This is a genomic window from Neisseria sp. P0016.S008 (assembly GCF_051957775.1).
GTDB lineage: Bacteria > Pseudomonadota > Gammaproteobacteria > Burkholderiales > Neisseriaceae > Neisseria > Neisseria flavescens_B.
The window spans coordinates 12,409-34,356 of record NZ_JBQCWB010000007.1 but is presented as its reverse complement, the minus strand read 5'-3'; the positions used below and the strand labels follow the sequence as shown (position 1 = coordinate 34,356).

Annotated in this window: 17 protein-coding genes and 1 tRNA gene; 6 read left to right on the top strand and 12 right to left on the bottom strand. The window is 48.5% G+C overall.

Going from position 1 to position 21,948, the window contains the following annotated elements:
• The first annotated feature begins 237 nt into the window (after nucleotides 1-237).
• The 3 genes from ACTHS8_RS09165 (at nucleotide 238) to putA (ending at nucleotide 6,846) form a co-directional block, all read left to right on the top strand.
• A complete protein-coding gene (locus ACTHS8_RS09165) occupies nucleotides 238-1,032 on the top strand; it encodes a formate/nitrite transporter family protein (RefSeq protein WP_070630334.1) in 795 nt (264 codons plus the stop codon).
• Between the two features lie 456 nt (nucleotides 1,033-1,488).
• Entirely contained in the window at nucleotides 1,489-3,015 is a 1,527-nt protein-coding gene (putP, locus tag ACTHS8_RS09160) for a sodium/proline symporter PutP (protein WP_070646705.1), read from the top strand.
• Nucleotides 3,016-3,240: 225 nt separating this feature from the next.
• Nucleotides 3,241-6,846 (top strand): bifunctional proline dehydrogenase/L-glutamate gamma-semialdehyde dehydrogenase PutA, encoded by a 3,606-nt coding sequence (gene putA, locus ACTHS8_RS09155; protein ID WP_440373529.1) that lies wholly within the window; start codon nucleotides 3,241-3,243, stop codon nucleotides 6,844-6,846.
• A 56-nt stretch (nucleotides 6,847-6,902) separates the two neighbouring features.
• Here putA and nth read toward each other — a convergent pair whose 3' ends face one another.
• From nth to ACTHS8_RS09135, 4 genes are all read right to left on the bottom strand, one after another.
• Nucleotides 6,903-7,532, bottom strand: a complete 630-nt coding sequence (nth, locus tag ACTHS8_RS09150; protein WP_003685196.1) for an endonuclease III — start codon at nucleotides 7,530-7,532, stop codon at nucleotides 6,903-6,905.
• Between the two features lie 136 nt (nucleotides 7,533-7,668).
• Nucleotides 7,669-9,048, bottom strand: a complete 1,380-nt coding sequence (nhaC, locus tag ACTHS8_RS09145; RefSeq protein WP_070837379.1) for a Na+/H+ antiporter NhaC — start codon at nucleotides 9,046-9,048, stop codon at nucleotides 7,669-7,671.
• Between the two features lie 180 nt (nucleotides 9,049-9,228).
• Nucleotides 9,229-9,852: an alpha/beta fold hydrolase gene (locus ACTHS8_RS09140; protein ID WP_440373528.1), complete on the bottom strand. Its 624-nt coding sequence runs from the start codon at nucleotides 9,850-9,852 to the stop codon at nucleotides 9,229-9,231.
• Between the two features lie 91 nt (nucleotides 9,853-9,943).
• On the bottom strand, nucleotides 9,944-11,167 hold the full coding sequence (locus ACTHS8_RS09135; protein WP_440373527.1) for a sugar MFS transporter: 1,224 nt from the start codon (nucleotides 11,165-11,167) through the stop codon (nucleotides 9,944-9,946).
• Nucleotides 11,168-11,439: 272 nt separating this feature from the next.
• Here ACTHS8_RS09135 and ACTHS8_RS09130 point away from each other — a divergent pair, with 272 nt between their 5' ends.
• Complete coding sequence (locus ACTHS8_RS09130) at nucleotides 11,440-11,853, top strand: YqaA family protein (RefSeq protein ID WP_440373526.1); 414 nt, start codon at nucleotides 11,440-11,442, stop codon at nucleotides 11,851-11,853.
• A gap of 65 nt (nucleotides 11,854-11,918) precedes the next feature.
• Here the strand turns inward: ACTHS8_RS09130 and ACTHS8_RS09125 are convergent, their stop codons facing one another.
• From ACTHS8_RS09125 to ACTHS8_RS09110, 4 genes are all read right to left on the bottom strand, one after another.
• Entirely contained in the window at nucleotides 11,919-13,112 is a 1,194-nt protein-coding gene (locus ACTHS8_RS09125; protein ID WP_070588069.1) for an amino acid aminotransferase, read from the bottom strand.
• 99 nt (nucleotides 13,113-13,211) lie between these two features.
• Nucleotides 13,212-13,862 (bottom strand): HAD family hydrolase, encoded by a 651-nt coding sequence (locus ACTHS8_RS09120; RefSeq protein ID WP_063076243.1) that lies wholly within the window; start codon nucleotides 13,860-13,862, stop codon nucleotides 13,212-13,214.
• Nucleotides 13,863-13,931: 69 nt separating this feature from the next.
• A complete protein-coding gene (locus ACTHS8_RS09115) occupies nucleotides 13,932-14,876 on the bottom strand; it encodes a cation diffusion facilitator family transporter (RefSeq protein ID WP_440373525.1) in 945 nt (314 codons plus the stop codon).
• A 16-nt stretch (nucleotides 14,877-14,892) separates the two neighbouring features.
• Nucleotides 14,893-15,723, bottom strand: coding sequence for a ferritin-like domain-containing protein (locus ACTHS8_RS09110; protein ID WP_440373524.1), 831 nt, complete (start codon nucleotides 15,721-15,723; stop codon nucleotides 14,893-14,895).
• 289 nt (nucleotides 15,724-16,012) lie between these two features.
• Between ACTHS8_RS09110 and lolA the strand changes: the two genes are divergently transcribed.
• Entirely contained in the window at nucleotides 16,013-16,633 is a 621-nt protein-coding gene (gene lolA, locus ACTHS8_RS09105) for an outer membrane lipoprotein chaperone LolA (protein WP_003682545.1), read from the top strand.
• 76 nt (nucleotides 16,634-16,709) lie between these two features.
• On the opposite strand, the gene glmM is transcribed toward lolA, so the two are convergent.
• A complete protein-coding gene (glmM, locus tag ACTHS8_RS09100; RefSeq protein WP_070589678.1) occupies nucleotides 16,710-18,047 on the bottom strand; it encodes a phosphoglucosamine mutase in 1,338 nt (445 codons plus the stop codon).
• Nucleotides 18,048-18,245: 198 nt separating this feature from the next.
• A complete protein-coding gene (locus tag ACTHS8_RS09095) occupies nucleotides 18,246-19,097 on the bottom strand; it encodes a c-type cytochrome (protein WP_440373523.1) in 852 nt (283 codons plus the stop codon).
• A gap of 285 nt (nucleotides 19,098-19,382) precedes the next feature.
• On the opposite strand from ACTHS8_RS09095, the gene ACTHS8_RS09090 reads away from it, so the two are divergent.
• Nucleotides 19,383-19,458 (top strand) — tRNA-Arg (locus tag ACTHS8_RS09090).
• A 91-nt stretch (nucleotides 19,459-19,549) separates the two neighbouring features.
• Here ACTHS8_RS09090 and ACTHS8_RS09085 read toward each other — a convergent pair.
• Together ACTHS8_RS09085 and ACTHS8_RS09080 are read right to left on the bottom strand one after the other, a co-directional pair.
• A complete protein-coding gene (locus ACTHS8_RS09085) occupies nucleotides 19,550-20,743 on the bottom strand; it encodes an amino acid aminotransferase (RefSeq protein ID WP_440373522.1) in 1,194 nt (397 codons plus the stop codon).
• Nucleotides 20,744-20,853: 110 nt separating this feature from the next.
• Complete coding sequence (locus tag ACTHS8_RS09080) at nucleotides 20,854-21,627, bottom strand: FadR/GntR family transcriptional regulator (protein WP_440373521.1); 774 nt, start codon at nucleotides 21,625-21,627, stop codon at nucleotides 20,854-20,856.
• Nucleotides 21,628-21,948: the final 321 nt, after the last annotated feature.

Below are 21,948 nucleotides of genomic sequence, written 5' to 3'. Positions count from 1 at the left end.
GCAAATCCAAAGGCCGTCTGAAAACAACTTTTTCAGACGGCCTTTTAAGTTTTTAACACACCAATATCTCAACGCCTCAACTTATCTTTCTTAAAAAGTCAGCTGCAGCCTTAGCCGCTTCAATATATAACTCCCTCTTCTATTCTTACAACCAGTCGTTATTTCCTACCGGCATCATTCTCAGGCAAACTTATTATCCTCATGATAAACAAGATATTTCCAATTTAAGGGAGCCTCATGGATACACGAGATTTGTACCCTCACGAGATTTTGCAGGAAGCCATCGGCAAGAGCTGCGCCAAGTCTGAGTTCAGCATCAAAATGTTGGTGATTTTGAGTTTTTTAGGCGGAGGCTATGTCGGCTTCGGCTATCTTGCCTGCCTGCGCGTCATCAGCGGCATTCCGGCCGAATGGAACGGCCTGGCCGCCCTTTTGGGTGCGTCCGTATTCCCAATTGCGCTGATTTGTATCTTAATCGGAGGCGGTGAGCTGGCAACAGGCAATATGATGATTATGGCTTTGGGCAGATTGACCGGACGCGTCAGCACCTACAAACTGGTACGCAACTGGCTCATCGTCAGCTTGGGCAATCTGGCAGGCGCCGTTGCCATGGCCTATTTCCTCGGCCACTATGTCGGCCTGGCAGAGGGAGCGGCTACGGCTAAAACCATTGCCATCGCCGAAGCCAAAGTTAATATGGACTTTGGCCGTGCATTCGTCTCCGCTATCGCATGTAACTGGATGGTGTGCATGGGTATATGGTTCTATTTCGGCTCACGCCATACTTCAGGCCGTATTTTGGCAACTTGGTTTCCGGTCATGATCTTCGTGTTGATCGGTTTCCAACACTTTGTTGCCAATATGTTCATCATTCCGGCCGGTATTTGGGCGGGTGCAAATGTCAGCTGGGGTCAATTTTTCTACAATATGATTCCTGTCTTCTTAGGCAATGTCCTCGGCGGATCGTCTTTTGTTGCCGCTTTCTATCTCTTCGCTTATAAACATTTGTTAAAAGATGATTTTTCTATTTAGTTCAAGCTGACTCACTATCCCGTATTCATCATAAATACGGGATAGTGCCATTATCAGGCCGTCTGAACAGCTCGTTCCATGTCGCATAATTACGCTTTTTCTCCGCGCAACGTTTCATTTATAGGAAAGATAGTTTCATTGTCTTTCCTTTTCTCAAAATTAAGATAATTTTTGCAATCTTTTGTTTTCAAATAACTTCCCCTAAAAAGCGCTACGATTTTTCATAAAGCCCGTGTTCCGTGCTTTGCAAAACAAAAAATTTACTGTATTCTAAATTTAATTATTTACAATTTAATATGGATTGGTTACATATCCTATTGTATTTGAAAATAATTTATCCTGACTCTCTCGTGAAAAACAGGATTTTTAAGCTGTATTTTTATTAGAAAAAAGTTTGGGTACGAATTGTTTGCAATTTCAAAACCCGTATTTATAAGTTAGATGAGGAATAAGTACATGAATCCCATGTATATCACTTTCGCGATCTATTTGGTCGCCGTATTACTGATCGGCCTGGCCGCCTATTTTTCAACACGAAACTTCGATGACTACATCCTCGGTGGCCGCAGCTTGGGTCCGTTCGTGACCGCGATGTCTGCCGGTGCTTCCGATATGTCAGGCTGGCTTTTGATGGGCTTGCCAGGTGCCATTTACCTGAGCGGTTTGAATGAAGCTTGGATTGCCATTGGTCTGATTGTGGGTGCATACCTCAACTGGCTTTTGGTTGCAGGCCGTCTGCGCGTACATACCGAATACGCCAACAACGCGCTGACGCTTCCTGATTACTTCTTCCACCGCTTCGGTGCCGGCGGTCACTTGATGAAAGTGGTTTCTGCACTGATTATCTTGTTCTTCTTCACTATTTACTGTGCTTCAGGCATCGTAGCCGGTGCTACCCTGTTCCAAAGCCTGTTCCACGATCTGTCTTACACTCAAGCCATGTGGCTGGGTGCCGGCGCAACCATCGCCTACACTTTCTTGGGCGGTTTCTTGGCCGTAAGCTGGACCGATACCCTGCAAGCTTCTTTGATGATTTTTGCATTGGTACTGACTCCTATCATGGTGTATTTGGGTTTGGGCGGTGCAGATCAAATGAATGCGGCCATCCAACAAGTTGCCGCTTCTACCGGTAAAGAATACGGAAGCCTGTTTGCCGGTACTACTTTCATCGGCATTATCTCTACCGCCGCTTGGGGCTTGGGCTATTTCGGCCAACCACACATTTTGGCCCGTTTTATGGCTGCTGAAAGCGCTAAATCTCTGGTTTCTGCACGCCGTATCGGTATGACTTGGATGATTCTGTGTATGGCCGGTGCTGTGGCTGTCGGCTACTTCGGTATCGCCTACTTCGGTGCCAACCCTGCTCACGTTGAAGAAATGAACGGCAACCACGAACGTATCTTCATCGCTTTGGCTACCCTGCTCTTCAACCCTTGGATCGCCGGTATCATCTTGAGCGCGATTCTTGCCGCTGTAATGTCTACCCTGTCTTGCCAATTGTTGGTTTGCTCCAGCGCGATTACCGAAGACTTCTACAAAGGCTTCCTGCGTAAAAAGGCACAACAAGCTGAATTGGTATGGATTGGCCGTCTGATGGTATTGGCGATTGCCGTGATTTCTATCCTGATTGCTTCTGACCCTAACAGTAAAGTATTGGGCTTGGTAGCTTATGCATGGGCTGGCTTTGGTGCCGCATTCGGTCCGGTTGTTATCCTGTCTGTTCTGTGGAAACGCATTACTGCCTACGGTGCACTCTCCGGCATGATTGCAGGTGCACTGACTGTAGTAGTTTGGGCTGAGTGGATCAAAAAACCTGCTTTGGCCGCACAAGAAACAGGTTTCGCTACTGTCTATGAAATCGTTCCTGGCTTTATCATTTGCACACTCGTGATTGTTTTGGTGTCCCTGATCGACAAAAAACCTTCACGCGAATTGCAAGAACGCTTTGAAAAAGCAGACGCAGAATACCGCGCCTCTAAATAAGACGTTTTCAGACGGCCTGCATGATTCCGTGCAGGCCGTCTTTACGAAATAAACTGTTTCAAAATAATCTGAGCCTTATCAGAAAAAACAGCAATTTATGCGGATACATCTTGTATCCGCATCATAATTTTATTACGATATTACTATCCTTCAGAATGTCTGTTTTAGCAGTCTTAAAGTCAGGCCGTCTGAAACCATGAAAAAAACCTTTGGAGAACATAAATAATGTTTAACTTCGCTTTTCCAACACAAACTCCTCTGCGTCAAGCTGTAACTGATGCCTACCGCCGCGATGAAATCGAAGCCGTTCAGGATATGTTGCAACGTGCACAGATGACCGACGAAGAGCGCAATGCCGCCTCCGAGCTTGCCCGTCGTTTGGTTACTCAAGTCCGCTCCAGCCGCACCAAAGCAAGCGGCGTAGATGCCTTGATGCACGAGTTCTCTCTCTCCAGTGAAGAAGGTGTTGCACTGATGTGTCTGGCCGAGGCTCTGCTGCGTATTCCGGACAATGCAACCCGCGACCGCCTGATTGCCGACAAAATCTCCGAAGGCAACTGGAAAAGCCACTTGAACAACAGCCCTTCCCTCTTCGTTAACGCGGCTGCATGGGGTCTGTTGATTACCGGCAAACTGACCGCGACAAACGACAAACAGATGAGTTCCGCATTGAGCCGTCTGATCAGCAAAGGCGGCGCACCCCTGATCCGTCAAGGGGTAAACTACGCCATGCGCCTGCTGGGCAAACAGTTCGTAACCGGCCAAACCATTGAAGAAGCGCTGCAAAACGGTAAAGAGCGCGAGAAAATGGGTTACCGCTTCTCTTTTGATATGTTAGGTGAAGCCGCATACACCGAAGAAGATGCCAACCGCTACTACAACGACTACGTTCAAGCCATTCACGCCATCGGTAAAGATGCCGCAGGTCAAGGCGTTTACGAAGGCAACGGTATCTCCGTTAAACTTTCCGCCATCCACCCTCGCTACTCACGCGCCCAACACGAACGCGTGATGAGCGAACTGTTGCCACGCCTGAAAGAATTGTTCCTTTTGGGTAAAAAATACGATATCGGTATCAACATCGACGCCGAAGAAGCCAACCGTCTCGAATTGTCTTTGGACTTGATGGAAGCTTTGGTTTCAGACCCTGACTTGGCCGGCTACAAAGGTATTGGTTTTGTTGTTCAAGCCTACCAAAAACGTTGTCCGTTCGTTATCGACTACCTGATCGACCTGGCCCGCCGCAACAACCAAAAACTGATGATCCGTTTGGTTAAAGGCGCATACTGGGACAGCGAAGTGAAATGGGCTCAAGTAGACGGCATGGAAGGCTATCCGACTTACACCCGTAAAGTCCACACCGACATCTCCTACCTCGCCTGCGCACGCAAACTCTTGGATGCGCAAGATGCCGTGTTCCCACAATTTGCCACCCACAACGCCTACACTTTGGGCGCAATCTACCAAATGGGTAAAGGCAAAGACTTCGAACACCAATGTCTGCACGGCATGGGTGAAACCCTGTACGACCAAGTGGTCGGCCCGCAAAACTTAGGTCGCCGCGTACGCGTGTATGCCCCGGTCGGCACACACGAAACCCTGCTTGCCTACTTGGTACGCCGCCTGTTGGAAAACGGTGCGAACTCTTCTTTCGTGAACCAAATCGTTGACGAAAACATCAGCATCGACCGCCTGATTAAGAGCCCGTTCGACACCATCGCCGAACAAGGCATCCACCTGCATCCGGCATTGCCTCTGCCGCGCGATTTGTATGGCAAAGGCCGTCTGAACTCCCAAGGCGTCGATTTCAGCAACGAAAACGTATTGCAAAACCTGCAAGAAAAACTCAACCAAGCTTCTTCCGAAGACTTCCACGCCGCGTCTATCGTCAATGGCGAAGCACGTAACGTGGGCGAAGCGCAACCCGTCCGCAACCCTGCAGACCACAACGATGTTGTCGGCACTGTCAGCTTTGCCGATGCGGCATTGGCTCAAGAAGCTATTGGTGCAGCCGTTGCCGCCCTGCCTGAGTGGAGCGCCAAACCTGCTTCAGAACGCGCCAACTGCCTGCGCCGTTTTGCTGATTTGTTGGAACAACACACGCCTGCATTGATGATGCTGGCCGTCCGCGAAGCCGGTAAAACCCTGAACAACGCCGTTGCCGAAGTACGTGAAGCCGTTGACTTCTGCCGCTACTATGCCAACGAAGCTGAAAACACCCTGCCTAAAGATGCCAAAGCTGTCGGCGCAATCGTTGCCATCAGCCCATGGAACTTCCCATTGGCCATCTTTACCGGCGAAGTGGTTTCTGCATTGGCAGCCGGTAACACCGTTATCGCCAAACCTGCCGAACAAACCAGCCTGATTGCTACTTACGCCGTTTCCTTGATGCATCAAGCCGGTATTCCGACTTCTGCGCTGCAACTCGTACTCGGCGCAGGCGATGTCGGCTCTGCCCTGACCGGCGATGCCCGCATCGGCGGCGTGATCTTTACCGGTTCTACCGAAGTAGCGCGCCTGATCAACAAAGCCCTGTCCAAACGCGACGACAGCCCTGTCCTGATTGCCGAGACCGGCGGTCAAAACGCGATGATCGTGGACTCTACCGCCCTGCCGGAACAAGTCTGCCTCGACGTATTGAACTCTGCCTTCGACAGCGCGGGCCAACGTTGTTCCGCCCTGCGTATCTTGTGTGTTCAAGAAGATGTTGCCGATAAAATGATCAACATCATCAAAGGCGCAATGGACGAGCTGGTTGTCGGCAAACCGATCCAATTGACCACAGACATCGGCCCTGTCATCGATGCTGAAGCCCAACAAAACCTGTTGGCCCACATCAATAAAATGAAAGGCGTAGCAAAGGCTTACCACGAAATCAAAACTGCCGCCGACGTTGATGACAACAACTCTACCTTCGTTCGTCCAATCCTGTTTGAATTGAACAACTTGAACGAGTTGCAACGCGAAGTGTTCGGTCCTGTATTGCACGTTGTACGCTACCGCTCCAGCGAGTTGGATCAACTCATCGACCAAATCAACGCCAAAGGCTATGCGTTGACCAGCGGGGTACACAGCCGTATCGAAGGCACTGTCGAACACGTCCGCGACCGCATCGAAGCTGGTAACATCTACGTGAACCGCAACATCGTCGGTGCCGTTGTCGGCGTACAACCTTTCGGCGGTCACGGCTTGTCTGGTACCGGTCCTAAAGCGGGTGGTCCATTCTATCTGCAACGCTTGGTTCGCACTCCTGAATGGGTTGCGCCAACCCTCAGCCGTATCGGCCAAGCAGATGAAGACGCGCTCAAACGTTTGGAAACTCTGGTTCACAAACTGCCGTTTAATGCAGAAGAGAAGAAAACTGCAGCCGCAGCTTTGGGTCACGCGCGAGTTCGCACTCTGCGCAAAGCCGAAACCGTATTGGTCGGCCCGACCGGCGAACGCAACTCATTGAGCTGGCGCTCTCCGAAACACGTTTGGGTACACGGCGGTACTCTGTTGCAAGCCTTCTCTGCCCTGACCGAGCTGGCTGCCGCAGGCATTCAAACCGTTGTTGAGCCAAACAGCCCACTGGTTGCCTACTCTGCCGATTTGGACGGTTTGTTGCAAGTCAACAGCAAACCTGAAAACGCAGGCATCAGCCATGTTGCCGCCATCGAGCCTTTGAGCAGCGAGCGCAAACAAGAGTTGGCCGGCCACGACGGTGCGCTCATCCGCATTCTGCCTTCCGAACAAGGTCTGGACATCCTGCAAGTATTTGAAGAAATCTCTTGCAGTATCAATACTACCGCTGCCGGTGGTAATGCCAGCCTGATGGCAGTTGCCGACTAATCGTAGCCAAATCAAAGGCCGTCTGAAATTCAGACGGCCTTTTTTTATGTTTTTATTTACATTTTTGCCGGATATTCGCACAAATCGTTAATCAGGCATTTGCTGCATTGCGGTTTCAAAGCCTTGCACGTATAGCGGCCATGCAAAATCAACCAGTGATGTGCATCCATCAAAAATTCTTTGGGAATAAAGCGCATCAGCTTGTCTTCAACTTCGCGCACATCCTTGCCCGGAGCAATTTTGGTACGGTTGGAGACACGGAAAATATGGGTATCGACTGCCATAACAGGTTGCCCGAATGCAGTATTCAACACCACATTGGCCGTTTTACGGCCAACGCCTGGCAAAGATTCCAAAGCCTCTCGGTCGGCAGGTACTTCGCCGTTGTATTTCTCCAGCAAAATACGGCAAGTCTGCATGATGTGTTTGGATTTGGTTTTGTAGAGACCTATGGTTTTGGTGTATTCCATCACGCCGTCCAGCCCCAAATCCAACATGGCTTGCGGCGTATTGGCAACGGGAAAGAGTTTGGCAGTCGCTTTGTTCACGCCGACATCAGTTGCCTGCGCGGACAATAAAACGGCGATAAGCAGCTCAAACGGCGAGCTGAAATTCAACTCGGTAGTCGGATGAGGATTGGCAGCGCGGAAACGCTCGAAAATTTCTTGGCGGATTTGTTTGTTCATTGTTTAGATTATTTTTTATTGGCGCAGCAATTATAGTGAAATCATGTTAATACGGCTACTTTAAGTAAAACAAGGCCGTCTGAAATTGTTTTCAGACGGCCTTGTTTGATAAAAGCATTGCTATTTTAAATGCGGTTTACTTCTTACTCAAAGTCAGCCCTGTCCAGCCGAACACCAACGTCAGAGCCAAGCTCAAGTAGCAGAAGAAGGCATAAGGCAGGTATTCCCAAACAGGCACGCCCAAGGCATGGCTGATAAATACGCCGCAGACGCTCCAAGGCACCAACGGGTTGATGACCGTACCCGCATCTTCCAGCGTACGGGCAAGGTTACGTGAATGCAGACCAAGCTTGTCATAAACCGGCTTAAAGGTTTCTCCGGAAAGCAGGATACTCAAATATTGCTCGCCAATCAGGAAGTTGACACCGACCGATGTCATAGCCACGCTGAAAGTAGCGCGTCCGGCATTGGTCAGGAACGCACGAATGGCTTCCAGCAAAGACGGAATCACACCAATGCTGAACAACAGGCCGCCCAAGCTCATACCGAGTATCACGATGGTTTGCGTAAAGAACATGCTTTCCAAGCCGCCGCGAGAAATCAAACGGGCAATGTCTTTAAATGCTTCGCCTTCGAGTTTGTATCCGCTGTAAAACCACGCGCCCAGCTGTTTCAAATCAGGCGTACTGTGGAAGTAAGTCACAATCAGCGCCACTATAACGGTAAACAACATGGCCACAATGGCATTCACGCGCATCAGGGCGAGGATAACCAGCAAGGCAAACGGAATCAGCGAATAGGCATGCACCAAACCGGTTGCTTCCAATTGTGCGCGGAAAGCTTCGACGCTGTTCATGTCATGCGCGGCAACATTGGGCAAGAGCCACAACATCAACGCTGCACTGATCAACCACGCAGGCACAGTGGTGTACATCATGTTTTTGATGTGCTCGAACAAATCAATGCCGACAATCGAAGCGGAAATACCGGTCGTATCGGAAAGTGGCGACATTTTATCGCCAAAGAACGCACCCGACACAATCGCACCTGCCGTCATCGCCATATCGGCATGAAACGCAGCCGCCATACCCATAAATGCCACGCCGACAGTCGCACAAGTCGTCAAACTACTGCCGATAGAAATACCGATGATCGAGCAAAGCGCAAACGCCGAGAAATAAAAATAAGTCGGCGAAATCAATCCGAAACCGTAATACATCAGCGTCGGAATCGCACCGCTCATCATCAACGCGCTGACCATCAGGCCGATAAAGAAAAACAGATAAATCGCGCCCATGCCCTGCCCGACCGCACCTATCATGCCGTTTTGCATGTCTTGATATTTCAAGCCGCGCATCAAACCGTACAACAGCAAGACCACAATCGCCGTCACAATCGACATATGCGGCAGCCATTCAAGCGAAATAATCGTATAACCCATTGCCGCCACCAAAGCCAAGGCAACAGCGATGGCCTCAAAGCGCGGCATATTAAGTAAGGATTTGAAAGCAAACATTGTTCTTTGCCTTTTTAATAAGTATTTAACAGATTTTAGCATAACAGGCCGTCTGAAACCCGATTTTCAGACGGCCTGCCTGTTATTTTATAAAAACAGCCCCAGCAAAACTGCGACACTTTCTTTAAAATATATTAAATTATTAACATTAAATACTTTTAAATTGAAATAAATGAAATTTTATTGCTTTTTAAAACATCCATCATGCAAAAATGCCACCACTTGCCCGACCGTTTTACGGTTAAACAGCATACCGCTATGGCTGACAGGCAAAACAACATGATCGCGCATATTCGGACAATGCGTTTCGCTGACCAAAACCGTGCCATCATGTTCGCCATGCAAACCTAAAACACGGCCCAGTCCATATGGTTTATTGCCGGCAATACTGCCCAACTCAACACTTACGGGCAATTCAGGCATGCTGCCGTCCAATGCACCTTTATACGAGCCGCCCAATACCGGCTTTTGCAAACCCATGTTGAACACACGCTGCGCGGCACGGCTGCCTTGGTGTGGCGTCCCCATGGTAACGATACGGCCGCTGACTTTATCCGGATATGCCGCCGCAAAATTGCGTAAGACCAACCCGCCCAAACTATGGCCGACAAAGTGCAGCGTTTCATCAGCATGGTTCTCATCAATCCATCGCGACAAATCTTCGACATGTCGGTTCATCGAATGTAAAACACTGTAATAATCGAACAGCGTAACTTCAAAACCTTCTTGTTCCAGCAAATGCGCCAGCGGTTTCATTACCCATGAATGCATGTGCAAGCCATGCAGCAAAATGATTTTGGCCATTTTTCCTCCTGTCATTTAAATCATTATGCCACAAAGTAAAAAGGCCGTCTGAAATCCCATAAGGTTTCAGACGGCCTTTTATCATGATGAATCATTCGTCAGCTTTGTAGCCTTTTATAGCAAAGAAGACGATGTATACGTAACAAATCGCTGATACAACGAAAGAAATCATCAGACCGTAAGTATCCGCTGCCCAACCTTGTACCACAGGCACAACCGCACCGCCGACAATCGCAGTACACAATACGCCGGAAGCGCTGCTGGTGAATCGGCCAAGGCCTTTGGTTGCCAAAGAGAAAATCGTTGGGAACATGATGGAATTGAAGAAACCGATAGCCAACAATGCCCACATCGCAATATCTGCACTGGCTTTACCTGCCAACATAGCAACGCCCAACAAAGCAACTGCAGCAGTAGCGTTAAATGCCAAATAGCGGTTAGGCGCAATTTTTGCCATCATGACAGAGCCTAAGAAGCGGCCAACCATCGCGCCACCCCAGTAGAACGACAGATATTTTGCGGCAGACGAGTGGTCCATCCCTTTCAGGTAACCCAACACGCTGACCAACAAAGAACCGATAGATACTTCTGCACCAACGTAACAGAAAATACCGGCCGCACCAAAAACCAAATGACGGTATTGCCATACGCTGTGTTTGCCATCATGGTTGTGTTCGCTCTCTTCTTCAGCAATTTTGTTTGCGTCAGGCAGACGAATCATTTTGACGAACACAGCCAAAATAATCAGCAAACCGGCCAAACCTAAATATGGAATTTGAACAGAAGAAATTTGCTCGGCTTTGCTGACAGTTTGTGTCGCATCAGCCAAAATCAGGAATGCGCCGATTTGCGGAGCAATGGTCGTACCCAAAGAGTTGAATGCCTGAACCAAAATCAGTGTTGCAGATTCTTTACCTGGTTTAGACAACAGGGTCACATAAGGGTTACCCGCCACTTGCAACAGCGTTACACCTGAAGCCAAAATAAACAGCGCACCCAAGAAAGTAGGATAAGAATGGCTGCCGGCGGCAGGATAGAACAACAGACAGCCGATGGCAGTCAATACGAAACCGCCGATTACACCGTTTTTATAGCCGATTTTGCCGACAAAATAACCCATAGGAATCGACATAATTGCGTAAGCGGTAAAGAAGCAGAACTGAATCAGCATCGCCTGAACATAAGTCAGCTCGAAAATATCTTTCAGATGCGGAATCAAAATATCGTTCATGCAGGTAATGAAACCCATCATGAAGAAGAGTGTGGTCAAGACGACCAGCGCAGGAGTATGATTTTGTTGTGAATGCGCAGACATAATTTGCCTTTCGTTTTGTTAAGACTCGCCAAAAATGAGCTGAAAGCAGTTCATTAAACTTAACACTCATTAACAGCCGTCCGTATCATACTGATAATCCGTCACTTTGAAAACTATTTTCTAACAGCCGACTACATTACTCTTTAGACGTTTAATTTTAAAAAATTCAATAATATTGGATTTATCTTTTGATATATTGAAAAATAAAGGCATAATCCTCTTACTGAACCTGTTATTTCTTTTTTACAATATCACTTGATGCAACTCAAAACATGCCCCTTCTTTACGCTTACCTTGCCCTGATTGCTTCTGCCTTCACTTCGGCCACACTACTTCCGGGTACATCCGAGGCGGCATACGCCGCATTTGTGTACCAATATCCGCAACATGTCATCGGCGCATGTTTATGTGCCGGTATGGCGAATGGCTTGGGTAGTATGGTTTCGTATTACATGGGCAGAATGTTTCCGGCCAAGAAAAGGCCGTCTGAGAAAGTATTGGCGCGTATACAAAGATGGGGGATTTGGCCGCTATTATTTGCATGGCTGCCGATTATCGGCGATGCCCTCCCCCTTGCCGCAGGCTGGCTCAGGCTCAATGCTTTGCATTGCGCCATTATTCTGATTACAGGCAAACTGCTGCGCTATGCCATGATTTATTGGGGAATGAACTCAGTTGCCGGATAAGCCACCACAACTAAAAATAAAGGCCGTCTGAATCATTCAGACGGCCTTTGCCTTTAATTCGACAATTACAAGACTTTCACAATGCTTTCGCACAGGTAGTCGATGTTGTCATCGGTAATGCCTGCAACATTAATGCGGCCGGAGCGGACGGCATAAATGGCAAACTCATTTTTCAAACGATCAACTTGTTCGGGAGTCAAGCCGCTGAAAGAGAACATACCGTTTTGTTCGATAATGAAATCAAAGTCTTGAGTTGCGCCTTTGGCTTTGAGCAACTCGACAAATTTTTGGCGCATGGCTTTGATGCGGCCGCGCATTTCGTCGAGTTCGGCAATCCATTGTGCTTTCAAATCATCATTTTTCAACACCAACGCAATGGTGTTCGCACCATGTGAAGCAGGGTTGGAATACAAGGTACGGATGATGGTTTTGACTTGGCTGTGGGCGCGGGCTGCAGTTTCTTCATCTTCGGCCACCAAAGTGAACGCGCCGACGCGCTCGTTGTACATACCGAAGTTTTTAGAATAAGAGCTGGCAATCAGCAATTCTGTATTGTGTTTCAAGAACACGCGCAAGCCGTAGGCATCTTCTTCCAAGCCATTGCCAAAGCCTTGGTAGGCAAAGTCAAACAGTGGCAACCAGCCTTTTTCGGCAGAAAGTTTTGCCAGAGTTTCCCATTGTTCGGGCGTAGGGTCGATGCCTGTAGGGTTGTGGCAGCAGCCGTGCAGCAGGACGATGTCGCCTTTTTGCGCTTGGCTCAAGTCTTCAATCATGCCGTCCCAATCCAAACCGTGTTTGGCGGCATCATAGTAGCGATAAGGTTTATCTTGGATACCGACTGCTTTGGCGATGGCGTTGTGGTTAGGCCAAGTCGGATTGGAAATCCAGATGGTTTGTGCGTTCAACTGCCGTTTGGCAAACTCGGCCGCAATACGCAATGCGCCTGTACCGCCAAGGCTTTGCGCTGTTTTGGCACGACGGCTGGCAATGATTTCGTGGTCCTTGCCAAACAGCAGAATTTGGGTTTGCTCGTTGTAGTCGGCAACACCGTCGATGGTCAGGTAATTTTTGGTTGTTTCGCTTTCCAACAGGCGTTTTTCAGCCTCCTTGACAGCTTTGACAATAGGTGTCGCGCCGGATGCGTCTTTGTACACGCCGATACCGAGATTGACTTTCTCCGGACGGGTTTCGGCTTTAAACGCCTCGCCCAAACCTAAAATCGGATCAGCAGGAGCAGCTTCGATATGCTTGAAAAACATGATTTTTCTCTTTACAAGTAGTAAAACGGTTGAAAAAATACAAACTTAGTGCGATTTTACGCCGTTTCAGGCCGTCTGAAAACGGATTATTACAGGGTTTTAACGCAAGATTGCCAACAAATCCAAAGGCGTGGCAATACGGAAATCGGCAAGCCAGTTTTCGGTTTGGTCTTCGGCAGAAATATAGCCCCAATCGGCAAGCACGGTCGTCATGCCTGCATTTTTGCCTGCCTGCATATCGCGTTCTGCATCGCCGACATAAAAACATCGCTTAGCCTCAACACCAATCTGTTCGCACGCATAAAACATAGGCTTCACGCTAGGCTTGGGTTCATCGCAAGTATCGCCGCTGACAATGACGGCAGGAGGCACGGTAAACCCGAGCTTAGGCACGAGGACATCGGTAAATCGCATAGGCTTGTTGGTAATAATGCCCCATTGGATACCGCGTTGAACTAAGGCTTCCAACATTTCGTTTACGCCGTCGAACAAGATGGTTTGGTCGGCATAGCAGCGGCTGTATTCGTCCAAAAACTCTTTGCGCCATTGCATATAGTCCGGATGTTCGGGCGTAATGCCTGCACCAAGTTTGAGCAAACCGCTCGCACCGTGGCTGGCCTGCGGGCGGATTTCATCCATGCTTTTTTCTGGCAAACCGTGTCGGCGCAATACCGTGTTGAGCGCGCCACCCAAATCAAGTGCGGTATCGGCAAGCGTGCCGTCAAGGTCGAATAATACGGCTTGGGTCATAAGTGTTCCTTTGATGATTTTAGAAGGCCGTCTGAACAATCCAACAAGTTTCAGACGGCCTGAATATGGTTAATGGTGATGATGTTCGTGCATTTCTTGCGAACACAAAACTTCATCTTTATGCGGATGCTGTTCGCTTTCAATCTGAATCGTACAATGCCCGATGTTGTGATGCGCCAATTCATGTTCTATGCGGTAGACAATTTGTTCGGACTCTGCAACCGTCATACTGCCATCGACAACAATATGGCAGGACAAAACGTGGATATTGCTGGTAATCGTCCAAACGTGCAAGTCGTGAACGGATTTTACGCCTTCCGTATTGCGGATAACGCTGAGCAACTCATCGGTATGGATGTTTTCCGGCGCGCCTTCCATCAAAATGTGCAAAGTCTGTTTAAACAGCTTCCAGCCACTGCGCCCTACCAAAGCCGCCACCAATACGCTGGCAACCGTATCCGCCCATTGCCAGCCATACGCCATCATCAATACCGCTGCGACAATCGCCCCTATCGAGCCGAACAAATCGCTGATTACATGCAGGTACGCGCCGCGCATATTGACGTTTTCTTCAGTATCGCCATTCTTCAACATATAAACGGCAACGCCGATATTAACCAGCAAACCGATGATACTGACCACCAGCATACCGCCCGTCAAAATCTCCGGCGGATAAAACAATCGTTTGACTGCTTCATAAAAAATCATCGCCGCAATCAACACCAGCGACAGGCCGTTAAACATCGCCGTCAAAATTTCAAAACGCTTATAGCCAAATGTTTTTTGCAGCGTAGTCTGTTTCTCGCCCAGCTTAAATGCCCACAATGCCATGCCCAACGAAAATGCATCGCTGAACATATGCCCTGCATCGGAAAGCAGGGCCAAAGAGTTGGTCAGCCAGCCACCAACCGCCTCAACCAGCATAAATCCGGCAATAACGAAAAATGAAATGCGCAATACCTGTTTATTGGCGGTATGCATGTGTGCATGTGAATGATCGTGATGATGTGCCATGGTAACCCTTACCGTTTCAGACGGCCTTTTTATTCTGTTTCAAACTTCTTTCAAAATCTTCCAACATATCCAATTCAAAACGGCTGAATCCTGCACGTTCCCGTGCTTCGATATTGACGTAGCCGCGGAAGATAAACATATCGTAACGCGCAATCAGGCTGCGGAACAAGGCAACCGGTTCCAAACCGCGCTCACGGCAAAGATGCTGATACCAATGATTGCCGATGGCGACATGCCCCACTTCATCGCGATAAATAATATCTAACACATCGCAGGTTTCCACATCGCCGCGTTGCGCCACTTTTGCACGAATACCCGGCGTGACATCCAAACCGCGCGCCTCTAACACCCGCGGCACCAAAGCCATGCGCAACAAGGGATCGTAAGCAGTTTTATACGCCATATCCCACAAATGCCCGTGCGCTTCAAAATCGCCGTAATCGTAGCCCAAACTGTTCAGACGGCCACGCATCAAGCCGAAATGGAACACTTCCTCTTTCGCCACCCTTACCCAATCGCGTACAAACTGAAACGGCATATTGCGAAAACGATACGCCGCATCCAAAGCCAGATTAATCGCATTAAATTCAATGTGCGCAATCGCATGCAGCATCGCCGCATAGCCTTCGAGCGTATTCATCTTGCGCGGCGTGACTTCCGAAGGCGCAACCAAACGCGGGCGTGAAGGATGACCGGCAAAACGGCAATCCACGGGTTTCGACTCTTCAACCGTCAAACCTTCCGACTCGCCCAACTGCGCAAACAAGGCCTGCGTCAATCTTCCCTTTTCATCCGGATTGTCCGACAGCAAAGCCTGCTCCAATAAAGGATAAGGATTCAGATACATACAAAACCATTGTTTTAAAAAGACAAATATTATAACCGTTTTAAAAAGCAAACAGAAAGACTATAATTTCATGCTTTCCGTAAAATGACATTAAATGCTACACCAAACCCTTGTGTGATTCATTAAAAAAACGTCAAAACCAAATACAGGCCGTCTGAAGAAATGAAATTATTTCAGTCACTTGATTGGATTTTTCATATTTACACAAATTAAACCCACCATTCAGCCCCTTGCCTGTTACACCATAACGTCTATACTGAACCCATCTCTCCGAACAAGGAACCAAAACATGAAAACTACCCGACTGTTCACCCTGACCGCTGCCGCGCTGCTTTCTTCAGCCATCGGCTTTGCACAAGCCGGCGCAGTGGACGCCCTGAAAAAATTCAATAATGACGCCGACGGTATTAGCGGCAACTTCAGCCAAACCGTTCACAGCAAAAAGAAAACCCAAACCACACACGGTACATTCAAAATCCTGCGCCCGGGCTTGTTCAAATGGGAATATACCAAACCCTACAAACAAACCATTGTTGGCGACGGCAAAACCATTTGGCTCTATGACGTAGATTTGGCGCAAGTAACCAAATCCTCACAAGACCAAACCATCGGCGACAGCCCTGCCGCCATCCTCTCCAACAAAACCGCATTGGACAGCAGCTACACGCTGAAAGAAGACGGTTCTGCCAACGGTATCGACTACGTTTTGGCTACGCCTAAGAAAAACAACGCCGGCTACCAATACATCCGCATCGGCTTCAAAGGCGACAACCTCGCCGCCATGCAGTTGAAAGACAGCTTCGGCAACCAAACCAGCATCAGCTTCAGCGGTTTGAACACCAAGCCTAACCTTTCCAGCGGTATGTTCAAATTTACCCCTCCTAAAGGCGTTGATGTCTTGAGCAACTAAGCTTCTAATGAAACACAAAGGCCGTCTGAACAACAGACGGCCTTTTATTTAGTTCAATTCAAAATCAAACACACTGTTACTTTTGACCTTGAATGGCAGCGGCAATTTTTTCTGCGCCTTTTTTCGCCCAGTCTGCCTGTTTGGCTTCCACCATCACGCGCACGACAGGCTCGGTACCGGATGCGCGCAAGACCACGCGGCCTTTGCCTTCGAGTTCTTTTTCCACTTCAGCCAAAGCTTCTTTGGAAGCGTCCTGCCAGTTTTGGCCTTTTTTGATGCGGACGTTAATCATGGTTTGCGGATACGGCTGCCAATCGGCACAAACGGTGGCAAGGTCTTGATTCAAGGTTTGCAATGCGGCCAAAACTTGTAGCGCGGAAATGATGCCGTCGCCGGTATTGTGTTTGTCCATGCACAAAATATGGCCGCTGGCTTCACCGCCAATCAGCCAACCGCGTTGGTGGAGCTGTTCCAACACATAGCGGTCGCCCACTTTGGCGCGGCAGAAATCAACGCCCTGCTCTTTCAAAGCAATTTCCATCGCCATATTGGTCATCACTGTACCCACCACGCCGCCGATTTCCACGCCTTCGTGCGCGCGTGCTTTGGCAATCACATAAATCAGGCTGTCGCCGTCATACACTTTGCCATTGCGGTCAACCATCATCAAACGGTCGCCATCGCCATCCAAGGCAATGCCGTAATCGGCTTCATTTTGCAACACAGCCGCTTGCAAAGCTTTCGGATGGGTCGCACCACATTTCTCATTGATGTTATAGCCGTTTGGCTCATCACCGATGCTGACCACTTGCGCGCCTAATTCGTGGAATACTTTAGGCGCAACCGCATAGCCTGCACCATTCGCGGTATCGACCACCAATTTCAGACCGCGCAAGTCCAAATGGCTTGGGAAAGTGGATTTACAGAATTCGATGTAGCGGTCATCCGCACCATTAATCCGGCGCGCGCGGCCCAAACGGCTGGACGGCTGGGTTTTCATTTCTTCATCGATTTTGGCTTCGATTTCCAACTCGATTTCATCGCTCAACTTCACACCGCCTTCGGCAAAGAATTTAATGCCATTGTCGGAATAAACGTTATGGGAAGCAGAAATCATCACACCGGCAGACAAACGCAAAGCTCGGGTTAGATACGCTACGCCTGGGGTTGGCAGAGGGCCGGTTTGAATAACATTGACACCGGCGGCAGTAAAGCCGGCAATCAGCGCGGCTTCCAGCATATAGCCTGAAATACGTGTGTCTTTACCGATTAAAACGGTCGGTTTAATTTCACCTTCGTGCTGTACCAAAACCTGACCGGCCGCATAACCTAATTTCAAGACAAAATCAGGATTGATAGGGAATTGACCGACTTCGCCGCGCACACCGTCGGTACCAAAATATTTTTTTGCCATGAGATAACTCCGTGATTGTTTTGTCGTATGTGAATATGGTTGAACTTCTTTAAAAAATATTGTGTTTGAAGGCCGTCTGAATCTTTCAGACAAACCACAATCTACTACTTCCGTATTATAGCAAGATCAGGCCTTCCTGCACGAAAAAAGCGCATCCTATACAGAATGCGCTTTCTATTCGAGATTCAAAGTCAAATCTTAGAATTTAGCACCAGATTGATTAGCCATGTAATCAACTGCAGCTTTCACTTCATCGTCGCTCAGGCTGCCGTTACCGCCTTTGGCAGGCATTGCGTTAAAGCCTTCGAGTGCGTGTTTGTGCAGGGTGTCTTTACCTTGTTTGATACGAGGCGCCCAGTCTTCTTTTTTACCTACATGAGGAACACCTGGAACTGCACCGCCGTGACATGCTTGGCAGTTGGCTTCGTAAACTTTTTTGCCGTCTGCACCGCCGGCTGCTGGAGCTGCCGCACCTTTGTCATCTGCTTTGGCCGCATCGGCAGGAGCCGCAGCATCAGCCGCTGGAGCTGAAGCAGCTTCGCCGGAAGCAGCGGCATCGGCAGGAGCCGCAGCATCAGGATCAGGGAAAGTACCGCCGGCTTTGTTGGCCATATAAGTAATCGCGCGTTTCAATTCTTGGTCGGTCAAATCAGCCGCACCACCTTTGGCAGGCATTGCGTTGAAACCGTTCAAAGCGTGTTGGAACAAGGTATCAAAACCTTGGGCGATACGAGGAGCCCAATCGCCTTTGTTTTCAAATTTAGGCGCATTAGGAACAATGCTGTCCGCCGCGTGACATTGGATACAGATTTTGTTGAAAATCTGGTCACCTTGACGTTCGCCGACAGGGATGCCGTCGCCCAGTTTGAGTTGGCCGACTGGCTGGATACGGGTTTGAGTCGCAGCTTCGGTTGTTTCGTTAACATCGCCGAATGAACCGCTTCCTGCCAATTTGATCAGGAAGAAAATCACTGCAATAACAATAACGATACCGCTCACAAGGGTGAACAATGCAGAGCCTTGGGCTTTGTGGTCGCGGAGTTGTTTCATTTGGTAGGCCTCGCCGTTAGGTTAGGTTGTGCTGTAAGTTATAGTTTATGTGTTAAACGCAGTTAACAATATTTTGCTGGATTATACTGAATTCGCAAAGGCTTTCCAATCCATCTTGAGAAAAAGATACGCAAAAATCCTCAAAAAGGCCGTCTGAAATCTATAAGCCTTTGTAGTTAATTGATTATTCCAGCCATGCAAAAAAGTGGCCACCAATGCCACTTTCAGACACTTTCAAGATAAACTTTGCCAATAAAGCCAATATGCGTTACCCTTACGGCTTCCGCACCCATAGCTCAGTTGGAAGAGTGTCAGTTTCCGAAGCTGGAGGTCACAGGTTCGATCCCTGTTGGGTGCGCCAATTATAAAGAGGCCGTCTGAAAGATGAAAATTTTTCAGACGGCCTTTTGATTTACTTCAAATAAAACTACATTCGATTTCAGATTGAACGGCTATTGCAACACTTTGGCAAATGCCTCGGCCACATAATCGATATTCGATGCATTCAAACCGGCCACACACATCCTGCCCGAATCCAGCAGATAAACGGCAAACTCGTCGCGCAGGCGGTGTACCTGCTCTACGGTCAGACCTGTATAGCTGAACATACCGCGCTGTTTGATGAAATAGCTGAAATCACGATTGGGGATTTTGGCCGTCAAAACATCATAAAGCTTCTGACGCATGGCACGGATGCGGTCGCGCATGGCGTAAACCTCATTTTCCCACAAAGCGCGCAGCTCCTCGCTGTTCATCACATCAGAAGCGGTGTATGCACCATGCGCGGCAGGGCTGGAATAAATGCGGCGGACGGTAAATTTTAACTGTCCGAACACCAGCTCTGCTTCTTCCTTATTGGGACACACTACGCTCAAACCGCCGACGCGCTCGCCGTACAGCGACAGGTTTTTCGAGAAAGAGTTGCTGACAAACAAAGGCAGACCCATTTCGATGGCTTTACGGATTGCATAGGCATCGCTGTCCAAATCCTCGCCGAAACCTTGATAGGCAATATCCATAAACGGAATCAGCTTGTGCGTTTTGATGATGTCCAACACCTCATCCCATTGCGCTTGCGACATATCTACGCCGGTCGGGTTTTGACAGCATGGATGCAAAATCAAGACGCTGTTTTCCGGCAATGTTTTGAAAAACGCAGTCATTTCTTCAAATTTCACGCCGACGGTTTCAGGGTTGTAATAAGGATACGTCCCCACTTCAAAACCTGCGCCTTCAAAAATGCCTTTATGGTTATCCCAAGTCGGATCGCTGACATAGGCTTTTGCATCAGGGAACCAACGGTGCAAAAAGTCGGCAGCGACTTTCAACGCCCCCGAGCCGCCTAAAGTCTGTACGGTCGCAACGCGCCCTTCTGCCAATGCCGGATTATCCTTGCCAAACAACAAACGCTGAACCGCACTCCGATAAGTGTCTAAACCTTCCATCGGCAGATAAGGCGATGGTCGCGGTACGGCCGCACGCTCTGCTTCTGCACGGCGCACAGATTCCAAAACCGGCATTTTGCCTTCGTCATCAAAATAAATGCCTATGCTCAAATTGACTTTTTCAGGACGCTCGTCGCGTTTGAAGGTTTCAACCAAACTCAAAATCGGGTCGCCCGGATAATACTCGACATGACGGTACATGGTGCTTCCTTTGTTTTCAGACAGAATTGATGAAGATTGTGGCACTAAAAGTCCTTGTTTGCAAAATCAGGCCGTCTGAAAAATTCAGACGGCCTGATTATTTTTAAACGCTACCAATCTACCCGTTTCAAATCATTTTGTGCCAATACATCCGCATGCTCGCTGCGGCTTTGATATTCCCTGTCCTGCAAAATGCGGCGCGCGACATAATTCAAATGTAGCTTGGCCGCTTCAGCAGCTTCTGCTGGCTTGGCCTGGGCAACGGCTTCAAAAATAGAGCGGTGCTGGGCAATCAATGTCGGGCGAGGGTCTTCGGTTTGATGGATATAGATAATGCCGCTGCGTGTTTGCTGATAAAGCATTTTGAGCAGACTGCTGGAAAGGTGACTGAATAGGATATTGTGTGCAGCATCGGCAATGGTTTGATGGAAGCTGACGTCTGCCTCGGCTTGATGCTCCAAATTTCCGCTTTCGCAGGCCGTTTCAAACTTCTGCCGCCAGAAGTCAATGCGTTTCAAATCGGCGTCAGTCCGTCTTTCGGCAGCCAGCGCCGCCATACAGCCTTCAACGTGACAACTGAAATCGAATACGTCTGTTTCCCAATTGGTATGTTTACCGAGCAACTCCTGCCAGCTTTGCAAAAAATCCTGTTGCGGCTTGACGGAAACATAATAGCCATCGCCCTGCCGCGCTTCCAAAACCTGCTTGGCAATCAAGATATTCAATGCCACCCTGACCGACGGACGCGATACGCCGAATTCTTCCGCAAGCGTACGTTCGGGAGGCAATTTACTGCCTTCTTCATAAATGCCGGTAGCGATACGTTCTTCCAAAACGGCTAAAACCTGATCGCTGATTTTTTGCGGACGAACCAATTTCGTCATGTTGTATTCCTGATGATTGAAGGACAGTTTTATTCAGACGGCCATAAATTGGATTGACCAATTGGCCGCCCATTCTAATCAATCCCCTATTTTTTCGTCAAGAAATGTTATCAAATCGCAACATCAATAGAAAATCATAAGCAAATGACGCTTTCTGTATCAAATATCTTCTTGCTTTCAGTTAAATAATTAAATTAATGAAATTCCCAATAATCAAGTTTAAAACCATATTGATATTTTTCATTAACTGCTTAAGAAGAATCAAATTTTACCATTACTGGTATAACCAAATCACGAACCAGCAAAACATGCAAATAAAAT

Bases quoted from the DNA above. Each gene is read 5' to 3' on its own strand.
- ACTHS8_RS09165 (WP_070630334.1), top strand. From the start codon at position 238: ATGGATACACGAGATTTGTACCCTCACGAGATTTTGCAGGAAGCCATC.
- putP (WP_070646705.1), top strand. From the start codon at position 1,489: ATGAATCCCATGTATATCACTTTCGCGATCTATTTGGTCGCCGTATTA.
- putA (WP_440373529.1), top strand. From the start codon at position 3,241: ATGTTTAACTTCGCTTTTCCAACACAAACTCCTCTGCGTCAAGCTGTA.
- nth (WP_003685196.1), bottom strand. From the start codon at position 7,532: ATGAACAAACAAATCCGCCAAGAAATTTTCGAGCGTTTCCGCGCTGCC.
- nhaC (WP_070837379.1), bottom strand. From the start codon at position 9,048: ATGTTTGCTTTCAAATCCTTACTTAATATGCCGCGCTTTGAGGCCATC.
- ACTHS8_RS09140 (WP_440373528.1), bottom strand. From the start codon at position 9,852: ATGGCCAAAATCATTTTGCTGCATGGCTTGCACATGCATTCATGGGTA.
- ACTHS8_RS09135 (WP_440373527.1), bottom strand. From the start codon at position 11,167: ATGTCTGCGCATTCACAACAAAATCATACTCCTGCGCTGGTCGTCTTG.
- ACTHS8_RS09130 (WP_440373526.1), top strand. From the start codon at position 11,440: ATGCCCCTTCTTTACGCTTACCTTGCCCTGATTGCTTCTGCCTTCACT.
- ACTHS8_RS09125 (WP_070588069.1), bottom strand. From the start codon at position 13,112: ATGTTTTTCAAGCATATCGAAGCTGCTCCTGCTGATCCGATTTTAGGT.
- ACTHS8_RS09120 (WP_063076243.1), bottom strand. From the start codon at position 13,862: ATGACCCAAGCCGTATTATTCGACCTTGACGGCACGCTTGCCGATACC.
- ACTHS8_RS09115 (WP_440373525.1), bottom strand. From the start codon at position 14,876: ATGGCACATCATCACGATCATTCACATGCACACATGCATACCGCCAAT.
- ACTHS8_RS09110 (WP_440373524.1), bottom strand. From the start codon at position 15,723: ATGTATCTGAATCCTTATCCTTTATTGGAGCAGGCTTTGCTGTCGGAC.
- lolA (WP_003682545.1), top strand. From the start codon at position 16,013: ATGAAAACTACCCGACTGTTCACCCTGACCGCTGCCGCGCTGCTTTCT.
- glmM (WP_070589678.1), bottom strand. From the start codon at position 18,047: ATGGCAAAAAAATATTTTGGTACCGACGGTGTGCGCGGCGAAGTCGGT.
- ACTHS8_RS09095 (WP_440373523.1), bottom strand. From the start codon at position 19,097: ATGAAACAACTCCGCGACCACAAAGCCCAAGGCTCTGCATTGTTCACC.
- ACTHS8_RS09085 (WP_440373522.1), bottom strand. From the start codon at position 20,743: ATGTACCGTCATGTCGAGTATTATCCGGGCGACCCGATTTTGAGTTTG.
- ACTHS8_RS09080 (WP_440373521.1), bottom strand. From the start codon at position 21,627: ATGACGAAATTGGTTCGTCCGCAAAAAATCAGCGATCAGGTTTTAGCC.